General features: G+C 68.9%; 14 protein-coding genes. 9 read left to right on the top strand and 5 right to left on the bottom strand.

Annotated elements, in window-relative coordinates:
- Position 1: 1 nt before the first annotated feature.
- The gene (locus tag ASE34_RS00670; RefSeq protein WP_056275452.1) at positions 2-889 is read right to left on the bottom strand and encodes a DMT family transporter; all 888 of its coding nucleotides are present in this window, start codon (positions 887-889) and stop codon (positions 2-4) included.
- A gap of 134 nt (positions 890-1,023) precedes the next feature.
- Here ASE34_RS00670 and ASE34_RS00665 point away from each other — a divergent pair, with 134 nt between their 5' ends.
- Positions 1,024-1,860, top strand: coding sequence for a sulfurtransferase (locus tag ASE34_RS00665; RefSeq protein ID WP_056275449.1), 837 nt, complete (start codon positions 1,024-1,026; stop codon positions 1,858-1,860).
- Positions 1,861-1,893: 33 nt separating this feature from the next.
- On the opposite strand, the gene ASE34_RS00660 is transcribed toward ASE34_RS00665, so the two are convergent.
- On the bottom strand, positions 1,894-2,802 hold the full coding sequence (locus ASE34_RS00660) for a hypothetical protein (protein WP_056275446.1): 909 nt from the start codon (positions 2,800-2,802) through the stop codon (positions 1,894-1,896).
- A 304-nt stretch (positions 2,803-3,106) separates the two neighbouring features.
- Between ASE34_RS00660 and ASE34_RS00655 the strand changes: the two genes are divergently transcribed.
- From ASE34_RS00655 to ASE34_RS00645, 3 genes are all read left to right on the top strand, one after another.
- Complete coding sequence (locus tag ASE34_RS00655; RefSeq protein WP_053098148.1) at positions 3,107-3,757, top strand: hypothetical protein; 651 nt, start codon at positions 3,107-3,109, stop codon at positions 3,755-3,757.
- Complete coding sequence (locus ASE34_RS00650) at positions 3,754-4,107, top strand: hypothetical protein (RefSeq protein WP_053098147.1); 354 nt, start codon at positions 3,754-3,756, stop codon at positions 4,105-4,107. The genes ASE34_RS00655 and ASE34_RS00650 overlap by 4 nt, the downstream gene beginning before the upstream one ends.
- 85 nt (positions 4,108-4,192) lie before the next feature.
- Positions 4,193-5,626, top strand: coding sequence for an MFS transporter (locus tag ASE34_RS00645; RefSeq protein ID WP_056275442.1), 1,434 nt, complete (start codon positions 4,193-4,195; stop codon positions 5,624-5,626).
- A gap of 197 nt (positions 5,627-5,823) precedes the next feature.
- Here the strand turns inward: ASE34_RS00645 and purB are convergent, their stop codons facing one another.
- Both purB and ASE34_RS00635 read right to left on the bottom strand, forming a co-directional pair.
- Complete coding sequence (purB, locus tag ASE34_RS00640; protein WP_056275439.1) at positions 5,824-7,206, bottom strand: adenylosuccinate lyase; 1,383 nt, start codon at positions 7,204-7,206, stop codon at positions 5,824-5,826.
- On the bottom strand, positions 7,203-7,679 hold the full coding sequence (locus ASE34_RS00635) for a low molecular weight protein-tyrosine-phosphatase (protein WP_230100954.1): 477 nt from the start codon (positions 7,677-7,679) through the stop codon (positions 7,203-7,205). Before ASE34_RS00635 ends, purB begins: the two co-directional genes overlap by 4 nt.
- A 230-nt stretch (positions 7,680-7,909) precedes the next feature.
- Here ASE34_RS00635 and ASE34_RS00630 point away from each other — a divergent pair, with 230 nt between their 5' ends.
- Complete coding sequence (locus ASE34_RS00630; protein WP_056275436.1) at positions 7,910-8,173, top strand: hypothetical protein; 264 nt, start codon at positions 7,910-7,912, stop codon at positions 8,171-8,173.
- Positions 8,170-9,447, top strand: coding sequence for a hypothetical protein (locus tag ASE34_RS00625; RefSeq protein WP_056275433.1), 1,278 nt, complete (start codon positions 8,170-8,172; stop codon positions 9,445-9,447). Before ASE34_RS00630 ends, ASE34_RS00625 begins: the two co-directional genes overlap by 4 nt.
- 27 nt (positions 9,448-9,474) lie before the next feature.
- Here ASE34_RS00625 and ASE34_RS00620 read toward each other — a convergent pair whose 3' ends face one another.
- The gene (locus tag ASE34_RS00620) at positions 9,475-9,879 is read right to left on the bottom strand and encodes a phage holin family protein (protein ID WP_053098140.1); all 405 of its coding nucleotides are present in this window, start codon (positions 9,877-9,879) and stop codon (positions 9,475-9,477) included.
- Positions 9,880-9,931: 52 nt separating this feature from the next.
- Between ASE34_RS00620 and ASE34_RS00615 the strand changes: the two genes are divergently transcribed.
- The 3 genes from ASE34_RS00615 (at position 9,932) to ASE34_RS00605 (ending at position 13,325) form a co-directional block, all read left to right on the top strand.
- On the top strand, positions 9,932-11,005 hold the full coding sequence (locus ASE34_RS00615) for a histidinol-phosphate transaminase (protein ID WP_171821958.1): 1,074 nt from the start codon (positions 9,932-9,934) through the stop codon (positions 11,003-11,005).
- A 96-nt stretch (positions 11,006-11,101) separates the two neighbouring features.
- On the top strand, positions 11,102-12,229 hold the full coding sequence (gene pdhA, locus ASE34_RS00610; RefSeq protein ID WP_053099303.1) for a pyruvate dehydrogenase (acetyl-transferring) E1 component subunit alpha: 1,128 nt from the start codon (positions 11,102-11,104) through the stop codon (positions 12,227-12,229).
- Positions 12,230-12,344: 115 nt separating this feature from the next.
- A complete protein-coding gene (locus tag ASE34_RS00605; RefSeq protein ID WP_056277558.1) occupies positions 12,345-13,325 on the top strand; it encodes an alpha-ketoacid dehydrogenase subunit beta in 981 nt (326 codons plus the stop codon).
- Positions 13,326-13,337: the final 12 nt, after the last annotated feature.

Below are 13,337 nucleotides of genomic sequence, written 5' to 3'. Positions count from 1 at the left end.
ACTACTCGCCGGAACGACGACGCACGGGCTTGAGCTCGCTGGCGAGGATGCCGAGCACCACGAGCGCTCCGCCGATCAGCGCGGCGACGGGCAGGCGTTCACCGGCGATGCGCCCGATCACGGCCGCCCAGACCGGTTCGCCCGCATAGATGATCGTCGCGCGGGTCGGGGACACGGACTTCTGGGCCCAGTTCATCGTGAGCTGGATGACGCAGCTCGCCGCTCCGAGTCCGACTGCGCAGCCGACCCAGATCCACGAGAACTCGGGCAGGCCCTCGCCGACGATCGGCATGGTGAGGATGCCGAGCACTCCGGCGGTGAGGAGCTGGATGATCGTGATCCTGCCGAGGTCGATCCGGCCGGCGAACACGCTGATCAGGATGATCTCGGCCGCGATGGGCAGGGTGCTGATGAGCGTCAGGATCTCGCCCGCCCCGAGGGTCAGGGCGAACGCATCGGGTCCCGCGATGAGCAGCAGTCCGAGGAAAGCGAGCGCGGCGCCCACGAACGCCATGGCCGGTGGGCGCTTGCGGAAGACGGCCCACTGCGCGAGCGGCACGAGAGGGATGTACATCGCGGTGATGAACGCCGAGGTGCTCGAATCGATGGTCTGCAGCCCGACGGTCTGCAATCCGTATCCGAGATAGATCATCACGCCGATCGCGACCCCGGCGCCGATGTCGCGCCAGCGGATGCCGCGCAGCGCCCGGCGGAAGATGACGATGCTGATCGCGCCGGCGACCAGGAACCGGATGCCGACGAAGAACCACGGCCCCGAGTGCTGCATCGCCCAGTGCACCAGGAGGAATGTGCTGCCCCAGACCGCCGTCACGGCGATGAGGGCGACCTCCTGTCGGCGCAGGCTCATGAAGCGGAATCGAGTGGACATGCTGTCCTTTCTCGACGCGGCCGGGACGAGCCTAGCGCCGCGCCGACCGCCGTCTCGAATCGCCGATCGGCCCGATATGTCGACGGAATACGGCCGGGTGCGCGATCCGGACGGCGTCTCGCTAGCCTCGGATCATGAGCAACTTCGTGAGCGCCACCGAACTGCACGATCTGCTGACGTCCGAGACCCCCGTGCGTGTGATCGACGTGCGCTGGCGACTCGACCGGCCCGACGGCCGAGAGGACTACCTCGCGGGCCACATCCCGGGGGCGGTCTTCGTGCCGCTCGCGACCGAGCTCGCCACCCACGGCGAACCCTCGGACGGCCGGCACCCCCTGCCCTCCACGGCGACGCTCCAGGATGCCGCCCGGCGGTGGGGTGTGAACCGGGGTGACGTCGTCGTCGCCTATGACGACGCCAAGGGAGTCAGCGCGTCACGAGCATGGTGGCTGCTGCGTCAGGGCGGTGTCGACGTGCGCGTCCTCGACGGCGGCATCCGCGCGTGGACGGCCGCCGGCCTTCCGGTCGCCGACGATGACGTGCAGGCCGAGCCCGGCGACGTCGTCCTCGACGAGATCGGCGGCGATGCGATCTCGATCGACGAGGCCGCCTCGTTCGTCGACACCGGTGTGCTGCTCGACGCGCGCGCGCCGGATCGCTATCGGGGAGAGCACGAGCCTTTCGATCCGATCGCCGGGCACATTCCGGGCGCGCTCAACGTCCCGATGGCCGCCCATCTGGATGCCGAGGGCCGGATCCTCGACACTCATACCCTTCAGGCGACCTTCGCCGCCCTCGGGGTGACCGAGGGGACGCTCGTCGCGGCCTACTGCGGCTCGGGCATCACGGCGGCGCACACCGCGCTGGTGCTGGATGAGATCGGCATCGAGGCGAAGGTCTTCCCCGGCTCGTGGAGCCAGTGGTCGAACACTCCGGGGCGTCCGGTCGCGGTCGGCGATCAGCCCGGGTGAGTCGGTCGACTCTGAGCCCGCGAACGGGCGCGGTCAGCGCCCGTCGGCGTAGCTCCAGGCGACGCCGAGCAGTCCGGGTCCGAATGCGCGTCGCACCTGGTGCACCGAATTGCGGCCCTCGAGAGACAGCTCGGTGATCTTCGAGCCGTCCGGCGTCTCGACGCGCTCTTCGATCCGGTCGGGCAGCGCGTCGGGGTGGAATCGCGTCCACACCAGCAGCTCCCTGGTCTGCCGGGCGACGGCATGACCCGTCTCGCGCTGGGGCGGATAGTCCGGGGGGTAGGCGACCGACCACTCGACCATCGCGGTGCTCGGAGCGGTCAGAGGAACGTCGAGTTCGAACAGGACGCCGTGCACCTCGCCGTTCGGGTGCGAGTACCGGGCAGCGATGCGTCCTCCCGCCACCGCCTCGATGAACGGGGCGGGAGTGCTGATGCCCGGTGTCATCTCGAGGAACGGGATCGACGCGACGGTGCCGACGGTCGACTGCACGATGCTGCGCGTGATCGAGTACGAGACGTTGCCCGCGGCATCCACGTCCGTCACCGAGTGGGTCGTGAGTTCGCGCGACGTGTCGGGGTACTCCGCGCCGAGAGCGGCGAACGCCTCTTTGACGGCGTCCTCGAGCTCCTGCTCGTCGAGCGGGAAGAGGTTGGGTCCGAGCGGACCGGTGCGGTTCGTGGTGCCGAGCAGGGCGGTGAGAGAGCCGGGCTCGAGGTGCAGCAGCTGCTCGATGTCGCCGAGCGCGGCCATCGACTGGGCACCCTCGGGGCGCCGAGCTCCGGACCGCCAGTAGCTGAGCGTCGCCATGGACACGCTGTTGCCGCGGGCGCGCAGCTGCTCGTGCAGCCGCGCCAGAGTCAATCCACGCGCGTTGATCGCGTCGCGGAAGGACGCTGCGAATACATCGGCATATCGGCGCAGACCACTTTCCATGCTCATCACAGCACCCCCTCCGGTATGTGAAGAATCGAGCCCTAGAGTGAGCATACGACCACACCAGCATCGCGTAGGGGACGAGGTGCTATTTCTGGGGTCTATCGGCTGAGCAGTCGTGAGCAGGGTGCCCGACCTCGCGACCACTCGGCCTGACGCAGTGTCGCCCCCGTCGCTGCGTTCTGTCGCGGGGCCTGATGATCGATCTGGGGAGATCCATCGGGCCCCGCGAACACCTCTCCGGTGTCGGCGCCCACTCAGCGCCCCCGCGTAGACTGGGGGGAACACCCCCGGAGGACCCTCGATCTTCATGTCTGCCACCGCCCGCGCGTTCACCGTGCGTCATCTTCAGCTGCTGCGCGCGCTCTTCGCCGCCGCCGCTGCAGTGATGATCACCTTCTCGCCCGATCACTCGGCGGCCGTCGGTCTCTCCGTCTTCAGCGGCTTCGTGCTCACCACCGGCCTCGTGATGATCGTCGCCGCATGGCTCGTCTACCCGGCCGGTCAGCGCTGGCCGTCCGTCGTGTTCGCCCTGCTGAGCTTCGTCGCCGGGATGACCGCCGGTGTGCCCGCATGGCGTACCGAAGACCTCTTCTTCGTCGTCGTGATCGCCTGGGCGGTCTCGACCGGCATCCTCGAGCTCGTCGTCGGACTCCGTGCTCGCAAAGCCGGCGATGCGACCGCACGGGACTCGATCACCCTCGGCGCGTTCGGCCTGCTGCTGGCCGTGCTCCTGATCGCGATCCCGGCGGGCTTCGTGCAGCCGTACGCCATCGAGGGAGCCGGTGCGTTCGAGCTCACCGGCATCATCCTCGGCGTCGGGATGTTCGGCGGATACGCGGCCATCGTCGCGGTCTTCCTCGGCATCGCCGGTCTGACCCCGAAGCGAGCGGATGCTGTCGCCGCCGGGACCACGATCGAGAACGACCCCGCCCCCGCCGGGCACGGAGGAGAGCGATGAGCGACGAGAAGCCCACCCGACGCGACATTCTGCGCCCGCTGCACCTGCTGGGCATCGCTCTCGGCTGCGGTGTCTTCGCCGCGGTGGTGACGCTCGTGTCGACCGGCGCCTTCACCGCCCGGGTGAACAACGCCATCGCGAACGGCACCTACGACGGCCTCACGCCGATCGCTCTCGGCCTGGTGGTCGGCGGCGGCGCATTCATCGTCACGCTGCTGTTCCTCGCGATGCTGATCCTCGTGGTCGACCCGGCCGAGGTCACCAAGAAGGTCGACCGCCCCGTGCTGTTCGACCCCGAGACTCCCGACGAGCCGGGCGCCGACAAGCCGGGCCGCACGTCCTCCTCCTGACCGGATCGCAAGCTCCTCCTGACCGGATCGCAAGGTTCGCCATCGCGACCGGAATAGTCCCGGGCTGCGACGGCTTGTCCCTGTAGTGACTGCCTCGATCGACCGCGCCTCCATCGGACTCAGGTCGGAACGAGGCCCGGTGCTCGGGGCCCTCATGCTCGCCACGGGGCTGATCGCGATCGACGCGACGATCCTCGCGACCGCGGTGCCCAGCATCGTGCGCGATCTGGGCAGCTACCAGCAGTTCCCCTGGCTCTTCTCGGTCTATCTGCTCGCACAGGCGGTCAGCGTGCCGATCTACTCGCGCTTCGCCGATACCGTCGGCCGCAAGCCGATCATCCTGCTCGGCATCGCGCTGTTCCTGCTCGGGTCGGTCCTCTCCGGCTTCGCCTGGAGCATGACCGCCCTGATCGTGTTCCGCATCATCCAGGGCCTCGGCGCCGGTGCCGTCGCGCCGATGTCGATGACGATCGTCGGCGACATCTACACGGTCGCCGAGCGCGCCAAGGTGCAGGGGTACATCGCCTCGGTGTGGGCGATCTCCTCTGTCGTCGGGCCGGCGCTCGGCGGCATCTTCGCCCAGCTCGACGCCTGGCGGTGGATCTTCTGGGTCAACATCCCGCTGTGTCTGATCGCGGGATGGATGCTGCTGCGGCGATATCACGAAGAGAAGCAGACGCAGCGTCATCGCATCGACTACGCCGGTGCCGTGCTGCTCACGGTCGGACTCACGGGCTTGATCCTCGGGATGCTGGAGGGCGGCAACGCCTGGGCGTGGCTGTCGATCCCCAGTGCCGTCTGCTTCGGACTCGGCGCCGCGGCGCTCGTGGCCTTCGGCCTCGTTGAGCGTCGCGCAGCCGAGCCGATCGTGGACCTGCGCCTGGCGGCGCGGCCGCTGATCCTCACGACCACGATCGTCTCCCTGGGCATCGGCGCCCTGATGACCGGCGTGACGAGCTTCGCACCCGCATATCTGGAAGGGTCCATCGGCATCGCGCCGCTGCTGTCGGGGTTGGCCGTCGCGGCGCTCACCCTCGGCTGGCCGCTCGCCGCCGCGAACGCGGGCCGGCTGTACATACGGATCGGTTTCCGACGCACAGCGCTCACCGGCATGTCGATCACCGCGGTCGCGGCGATCGCTCTGGCGGTGGTCTCTCCCTGGCCCAATCCGTTCTCGATCGCCGCCGTGGCATTCGTCCTGGGCTTCGGCCTCGGCTGGAGCGCCGCCCCGACGCTGATCGCGGCTCAGGCCTCGGTCGGCTGGGGCGAGCGCGGTGCCGTGACCGGCATGAACGCCTTCGCCCGCTCGGCCGGCAGCGCGCTCGGGGTGGCCGTGTTCGGCGCGATCTCGAACTCGGTGATCGCGCAGGGCGCGGGGCCCGAGGACCCGGCAACCATCATCTCGGCATCCGTCTGGGTGTTCATCGCTGCCGCCGTCGTGGCCGTGCTCACCTTGATCGCCGCGGCGTTCATGCCGCGGGATCCGGCGGGCGCGCACTCCGGAGAGCCCCGCCCCTAGCCCGCACGGCGTTCGTGACCCGGCGCCGGGTCAGATTCGTGCGGGGTCGCTTCGCTGCGGGTCGCTTGGCTGCGGGGTCACTTTCGCATCCGATTCGGCCGATTGCGGTGCGTTTCTGGACCCGCATCGCGCGCGCGGTGCGTTTCTGGCCCCGCACCGAACGCGCGGATGCTTCAGCGGCACCCGCGCGTTCGCGCCTACTTCGCGAGCTGCTCGGCGATGCCGGTGTACGAGGCGGGGGTCAGGGCGAGCAGACGCTGCTTCGCGGCATCCCCGATCTCGAGTCCCTCGACGAACTCCGCCAGGTCCGCGGCGCCCACGCGGTGACCGCGGGTGAGCTCCTTCAGCAGCGCGTAGGGGTCGCTGATCGACGAGCGGCCGGCGACGACCTCCGCGCGGATGACGGTCTGGATTGCTTCGGCGAGGACTTCCCAGTTCACGTCGAGGTCGGCGAGCAGCACGTCGCGCGAGAGCGAGATGGCGTTCAGACCGCGACGCAGGTTGTCGATCGCGAGCAGCGAGTGGCCGAACGCGACGCCGATGTTGCGCTGCGTCGTCGAGTCGGTGAGGTCGCGCTGCAGTCGGCTGGTGACGAGGGTCTGTCCGAGGGATGCCAGCAGGGCGCCGGAGATCTCGAGGTTGGCCTCGGCGTTCTCGAACCGGATCGGGTTGATCTTGTGCGGCATCGTCGACGATCCGGTCGCGCCCGCGACGGGGATCTGCGCGAAGTAGCCGAGCGAGATGTACGTCCAGATGTCGGTGGCGAGATTGTGCAGGATCCCGCCGGCGTGACGCACGCGATCGTAGAGCTCGACCTGCCAGTCGTGCGACTCGATCTGCGTCGTCAGCAGGTTGAAACCCAGACCCAGGCCCTCGATGTACTCGCGCGAGATGGTGGGCCAGTCGGCGTCGGGGTCGGCGGCGATGTGCGCCGACCAGGTGCCGGTCGCGCCCGAGAACTTGGCGAGGTAGTCGGATGCTGCGATCTGCGCGCGCACGCGCTCGAGACGCCACGCGAAGACGGCGAGCTCCTTGCCCATGGTCGACGGAGTGGCCGGCTGACCGTGGGTGCGGGAGAGCATCGCGGCGTCGGCGTGCTCGGCGGCCAGCTCGCGGAGCTTCGCGATCACGACGTCGAGACCCGGCAGCCAGACCTCCTCGACCGCGCGCTTGACGGTCAGGGCGTAGGACGCGGAGTTGATGTCCTCGCTTGTGCAGGCGAAGTGGGTGAGCTCGGCGATCGCGTCGAGGCCGAGGGCCGACAGGCGGTCGCGCACGAGGTACTCGATCGCCTTCACGTCGTGCTGCGTGACGGCTTCCTTCTCGGCGAGCCAGTCGATCTCGGCCTGGCCGAAGTCGCGGTAGAGGGCGCGCAGGCGCTCCTTGTCGGCATCCGACAGGGGGCTCGTCTCGAAGAGCGAGCGGTCGGTGAGCGCGATCAGCCACTCCACCTCTACCTCGACACGGGCGCGGTTGAGGCCGGCCTCCGAGAGGAAGTCGGCGAGGCCGGTGACGGCGCCGCGGTAGCGACCGTCGAGGGGGCTCAGCGGCTGGGGCGGGAGCGAAGGCTGGAAAGTCAGGGGAGTCCTCCTGATCGGGCCCCGGGAGTGCGGGGCGTGCGGGGCTGGCGGAGAGCCGGCTCGAGCTGGCGGAACAGCCCGCGAGTCGCGGTCTCAATCATACCGAGCACCGAATCGAACATCTCGGCGCCGGCGTAGTAGGGGTCGGGGACATCCTGGCTGTGCGCGTCGGGGTCGAAGGCGAGCAGCAGGGTGACCTTGCCCTCCTCGTCCTCGTTGGCGGCCCACTCGCGCAGGATGCGCTCATGAGTGCGGTCGAGGGCGACGACGAGGTCGTTCTCCGAGAAGGAGGAGAAGGTGAACTGCTTCGCGCGGTGGAGTGAGCCGTCGTAGCCGCGGCGGCTGAGGGAATCGAGAGTGCGGTGGTCGGCCCGTTCGCCGAGGTGCCAATCGCCTGTTCCCGCGCTGCGGGAGACGATCCGCGAGCCGAGACCCTGACGTTCCGCGAGATCGCGGAACACCACCTCCGCCATCGGAGAGCGGCAGATGTTCCCCGTGCACACGAAGATCACGCGGAAGGGATCCGGGGATGTCACCGTCCTATTCTGCCGGTCGCAGCCCGATCGCGCGATGCCGGAGATCCGGGGCCGGTCGGGCGCACCCGTTCTGCACCGGTGCCGCGACCGAGCCAACTGCTCACGAGGCCCGAGATCCGAGGGTCGTCCGCACATCGCAGCGGCAGTGGATCGCGGATGCTGGGCGCATGTACTCCTTCGCACTCGCACAGACCGGCACCGCAGACACCGCCTGGGCCCAGTCCCGCGCCGTGGCAGCGCTTCGCAGCGCCGTCGAGGCGCTCGACGACGTGCGCGCATCGCTCGCCGTCCTCACCGCCGACACCGACTGGCACTCCGACGGGGTGCGCGCGATGGAGCACTCGCTCGACGATCTCCGACGGAGGACACGCGTCGAGGCATCCGAGATGCGCAGCCGTGAGTCAGAGGCCGAACGGATCGACGTCTCATGACAGGGCTGACGATCGACCACGGGGGAGCGATCGCCGTCGACCCCGACGTGCTGCGCGATGTCGCTCACCGCATCGATGCCGTCGCCTCCCGTTATGACGATGCGCGTTCGGCCATCATGCGAGCGCATCGGATCATCGTCGACACACCGGGCTTCAGCGAGCACGTCGACACGGTGGGGCTGTGGGCGTCGGGCGAGCGCGTAGCTCGACTCCACTCCGAGTGCCAGGAGACCGCCGAGTCCACCCTTCTCATGGCCGATGCCTACGAATACGTCGAGCTGCGAGCGGAGGCCGAGATGCTCGCGCAGACCGATCCGAGCACGGCGCAGCGGCTGACACGACGAGCCGATCGTCTTGCTGCGTCGGACGAACGCATCTCGAAGATGGCCGACGACCTCGTCGCTCAGTGGCGCGCCAGACGATTCGAAGGCCTCACGGGCAACCTCGTGACGCCCGCCCTGTACGACCACGTCTTCGGGACCGCGGCGCTCGTCGGGGCGTTCTCGGGGTTCGGCAAGGTGCTCCCCGGCGAGAGGCTGCAGGGCACGGCCGACCCCGTCACGGTCTCGCCGGTGAAGACGTCGTCGCCCCAGGGGGCGCCCTCGGGCCTGGCGGGAGCCTTGAGGCGCATGCCGGTCGCCGTCGGAGCGCAGGTCGCCGTAGAGAAGTACTCCTTCGCCGACGGCACCACGAAGTTCGTCGCCTACCTGGAAGGAACGCAGAGCGTCGCGTGGGGAGGTGCGCAGCCGTGGGACTCCAAGTCCAACGCCGAGCTCTACACCGGGAAGAGATCCGCGTCGTATCAGGCGACGATCGAGGCGCTCGAGGCGGCGGGGGCGCAGCCGGGCGATGAGGTCGATGTCGTCGCCCATTCGCAATCGGCCATGGTCGCCGCTCACCTCGCGATGGAGAGTCCGTTCGACGTGCAGATGCAGATCACGGCGGGAAGCCCGGTCGAGCCGACCCTGGATGACGACCAGACCATCATCCAGCTGCGTCATTCCGACGACATGGTCTCCGGGCTGGCCGGCGGAGGATCGCCCGAGGGGACCGGGTCGGATGACAGCATCACCCTGCTCACTGAAGGAACCCCGCAGGACACCCTCGGGGACCTGACGGTCGATGCGCACCACCTCGACACGTACATCGACACCGCGGAGATGGCCGATGAGCTCAGCGACCAGCGAATCGATGCGATGCACGAGTTCTGGCGCGAGCTCGACACCGCCGAGGTGGTCGAGCGCACCGAGTATCAGGCCGAGCGTGTCGGATGACGGCCGCGCGAGGTGCGCAGGCAGGCGTCAGTCCCGACGCTGCTTCTTGCTCTGCGGACGCAGGATGAAGCCGAAGACACCGTTGATCAGCGAGATGATGAGCGCGGCGAGCACGCCCCACCAGAAGCTGCCGACCGTGAGACCCCAGCCGAACCCGCTCGTGATCCACGCCGTGAGCCACAGCAGGAAGCCGTTGATCACGAAGCCGATCAGTCCGAGGGTGATGATGTACAGCGGGAACGCGACGATCTTCACCACCGTGCCGATGACGGTGTTCACGAGCGCGAAGATCGCGGCCACCGCGAGCAGGGTCAGCACGAGCTGCAGGGTCTCGCCCGGCGCGAACGCCCTGATCTGCACCTGCAGGGCGGGGATCAGCGTCACGACCCAGAGGGCGAACGCGTTGACGACGACTCGGATGATGAAGCGCATAGTCCGTCCAGTCTTCCATGTGGGGCGCGGGAGCGCCGCGGAATCTAGACTCATGACTGTGACCGACCCGATCCTTCCGCGCATCCGTCCCGCCATCGCCGCCCTGGCGCCGTACCGACAGGGCAAGCAGGCGGGCCCCGACGCATTCAAGCTCTCGAGCAACGAGAACCCGTTCGAGCCGCTTCCGTCGGTCGCCGCGGCGCTGCAGCACACGACGCCCATCAACCGATACCCGGATGCCACCGCCGGCCGCCTTCGCGTACGACTCGGTGCACGGTACGCCGTCGAGCCCGACCAGGTGCACGTGGCTGCGGGCAGCGTCTCGATCCTCCACCAGCTGATCCTCGCGACCGCCTCCGTGGGTGACGAGGTCGTCTACGCCTGGCGCTCGTTCGAGGCCTATCCGAGCCTGCCGCTCGTCGCGGGCGCGACCGGGGTGCAGGTGCCTCTCACGCCCGACTCCCGTCACGACCTCGACGCGATGGCTGAGGCGGTCACCGAGCGCACGCGTGCCGTCATCCTCTGCACCCCGAACAATCCGACCGGTCCGATCATCACGAGCGACGAGTTCGCGACGTTCGTCGAGCGCGTCCCCGCCGATGTGCTGATCGTCCTCGACGAGGCCTACGCCGAGTTCGTGACGGTGCCCGGGGCGGTCGACGGTCTCGCCGAGCGGGTGTTCGAGCGGCATCCGAACGTCGTCGTGCTGCGCACCTTCTCGAAGGCCTACGGACTCGCGGGCCTGCGCATCGGATACGCGATCGGCAACGAGAAGGTCCTCGATGCCGCGCGCACCACCGGCATCCCGCTCTCTGTCACGTCGGCAGCCGAGAACGCCGCGATCGCGAGCCTCGACGCCGAGTCCGAGCTGCTCGAGCGCGTCGCGGTGATCGTCGAGCGCCGCACGCGCCTGCTCGAGGGGCTGCGTCGGCAGGGCTGGGACGTGCCCGACTCGCAGGCCAACTTCATCTGGCTGCCCACCGGCGAGCGCACCGACGAGGTCGCCGCCGCATTCGTCGCCGCCGACCTCATCGTGCGCCCGTTCCCGGGTGACGGCATCCGCATCTCCGTGGGCGAGGAGGCGTCCGTGGCGCGCGTGCTCGAGGTCGCATCGTCACTGCGCTGATCCGCGCCGTTCCGCCGTTTCTCCGGGTTCCCGGCAGATGCGAGGACGTCCTAGGTATGCGTGACCGGGCATGCGCGCGCGGGTAGCGTGGGGGTCGTGACCTCGTCAGAGACTGAACTCGTCCGCGTCCTGGATCAGGATGGCCGCTTCACGCCGAGTCCGGCTGCTGAGCAGTATCTGTCGTTGATCGAGGCGATCAGCGACGCCGAGCTCGAGCAGTTCTACCGGGACATGGTGGTCATCCGCGCGATCGACACCCAGGCCACCAACCTGCAGCGACAGGGACAGCTGGCGCTGTGGCCGCCGAGCCGTGGGCAGGAGGCCGCCCAGGTCGGGTCCGCCCGCGCCGCCCGCGCCCAGGACACGCTCTTCCCGTCGTACCGCGAGCACGCCGTGACGCGCATCCGCGGCGTCGACCCCGTCGACATCATCAAGCTGATGCGCGGTGTCTCGCACGGCGGCTGGGATCCGACAGACCCCAAGAACGGCAACACCCGCCTCTACACCCTGGTTCTCGGCTCGCAGGTGCTGCATGCAGCCGGCTACGCGATGGCGTTGAACTTCGACGGTCGATCCGGCACCGGCGACGTCGACAAGGACGAAGCCGTCATCGTCTACTACGGCGACGGGGCGTCGAGCCAGGGCGACGTGCACGAGGCGATGGTCTTCGCCGCGAGCTACCAGGCTCCCACCGTCTTCTTCCTGCAGAACAACCACTGGGCGATCTCGGTGCCGGTCGCGACGCAGTCGCGGGTGCCGCTGGTCGAGCGCAGCGCCGGCTACGGCATCCCCAGCGTCCGCGTCGACGGCAACGACGTCCTCGCCAGCTACGCCGTGTCGCGCGTCGCTCTCGATGAAGCCCGCAGCGGCCAGGGTCCCCGGGCGATCGAGGCGGTCACGTACCGTCTCGGCGCGCACACCACCAGCGACGATCCCACGAAGTACCGCGGCTCCGACGAAGAGCAGTCGTGGGCGCTGCGAGACCCGATCGACCGCATGCGCGCCTTCCTCGAGAACAGGGGAGCGGCGGGGCAGTTCTTCGCCGACGTGGATGCCGAGGCGGCCGACGCCGCCGAGGACCTGCGTTCACGCAGCGTCGAGCTCGGATCGCCGACCGCAGACAAGATCTTCGATCACGTGTACAGCGACCCGCATCCGCTCGTGGCGGAGCAGAAGGCCTGGCACACGCGCTACGAGGCATCGTTCGAAGGAGACGGCAAGTGATGGACTGCCTTCAGGATTCTCGGCCAGGAGCGACTTTCGCGGCCCGCGCTGCGCGCAGTGGCCGCCGAACGTGCGTATGGCCGCAGAAGTTCACGACGTCGAGGACGGTGCACGCATGACCCTCGAGACGATGCCCCTCAGCAAGGCGCTGAACTCAGGTTTGCGCCGGGCGCTCGAAGACGACTCCAAGGTCCTGCTCATGGGCGAGGACATCGGCAAGCTCGGCGGTGTCTTCCGCGTCACCGAGCACCTGCAGCGCGATTTCGGCGACAAGCGAGTGCTCGACACGCCCCTCGCCGAGTCCGGCATCGTGGGCACCGCGATCGGACTCGCGATGGCAGGGTTCCGCCCGGTCATCGAGATCCAGTTCGACGGCTTCGTGTTCCCGGCCTTCGACCAGATCACGACGCAGCTCGCCAAGCTCACCAACCGGCACGAGGGCAGGCTGAGCCTGCCGATCGTGATCCGCATCCCGTATGGCGGGCACATCGGCGCCGTCGAGCACCACCAGGAGAGCCCGGAGGCGTACTTCGCGCACACCCCCGGTCTTCGCGTGGTCTCGCCGTCGACGCCCAACGACGCCTACTGGATGATCCAGGAGGCCATCGCGTCGAACGACCCGGTGATCTTCATGGAGCCGAAGAGCCGCTACTGGCAGAAGGGCGAGGTCGAGCTCGACGCGTCCGCCGCCCCGCTGCACTCGTCTCGCGTCGTGCGCACGGGATCCGACGTCACGCTCGTCGGACACGGAGCCATGGTCACGACCCTGCTGCAGGCGGCCGCGCTCGCCGAGGCCGAGGGCACCAGCTGCGAGGTCGTCGACGTGCGGTCGCTGTCTCCGGTCGACTACGAGCCCATCCTGAGCTCGGTGCGCAAGACCGGACGCATGGTCTACGCCCAGGAGGCCCAGGGCTTCGTCAGCATCGGCAGCGAGATCGCCGCGACCGTCATGGAGCGCGCCTTCTATGCGCTCGAAGCTCCCGTGCTCCGCGTCTCGGGATACGACACTCCGTTCCCGCCCGCGAAGCTCGAGGGCACCTACCTCCCCGACGCCGACCGCATCCTCGAGGCCGTCGACCGTTCGCTCGCCTACTGATCTCACCCTGAT

The organism is Microbacterium sp. Root280D1 (genome assembly GCF_001428975.1).
Classification (GTDB): domain Bacteria; phylum Actinomycetota; class Actinomycetes; order Actinomycetales; family Microbacteriaceae; genus Microbacterium.
Note: the sequence above shows the minus strand (reverse complement) of the source record. Positions and strands in the feature narration are given on the sequence as shown.

Excerpts from the sequence above, each read along its gene's own strand:
- ASE34_RS00670 (WP_056275452.1), bottom strand. The coding sequence starts at position 889 with ATGTCCACTCGATTCCGCTTCATGAGCCTGCGCCGACAGGAGGTCGCC.
- ASE34_RS00665 (WP_056275449.1), top strand. The coding sequence starts at position 1,024 with ATGAGCAACTTCGTGAGCGCCACCGAACTGCACGATCTGCTGACGTCC.
- ASE34_RS00660 (WP_056275446.1), bottom strand. The coding sequence starts at position 2,802 with ATGAGCATGGAAAGTGGTCTGCGCCGATATGCCGATGTATTCGCAGCG.
- ASE34_RS00655 (WP_053098148.1), top strand. The coding sequence starts at position 3,107 with ATGTCTGCCACCGCCCGCGCGTTCACCGTGCGTCATCTTCAGCTGCTG.
- ASE34_RS00650 (WP_053098147.1), top strand. The coding sequence starts at position 3,754 with ATGAGCGACGAGAAGCCCACCCGACGCGACATTCTGCGCCCGCTGCAC.
- ASE34_RS00635 (WP_230100954.1), bottom strand. The coding sequence starts at position 7,679 with ATGGCGGAGGTGGTGTTCCGCGATCTCGCGGAACGTCAGGGTCTCGGC.
- ASE34_RS00630 (WP_056275436.1), top strand. The coding sequence starts at position 7,910 with ATGTACTCCTTCGCACTCGCACAGACCGGCACCGCAGACACCGCCTGG.
- ASE34_RS00625 (WP_056275433.1), top strand. The coding sequence starts at position 8,170 with ATGACAGGGCTGACGATCGACCACGGGGGAGCGATCGCCGTCGACCCC.
- ASE34_RS00620 (WP_053098140.1), bottom strand. The coding sequence starts at position 9,879 with ATGCGCTTCATCATCCGAGTCGTCGTCAACGCGTTCGCCCTCTGGGTC.
- ASE34_RS00615 (WP_171821958.1), top strand. The coding sequence starts at position 9,932 with ATGACTGTGACCGACCCGATCCTTCCGCGCATCCGTCCCGCCATCGCC.
- ASE34_RS00605 (WP_056277558.1), top strand. The coding sequence starts at position 12,345 with ATGACCCTCGAGACGATGCCCCTCAGCAAGGCGCTGAACTCAGGTTTG.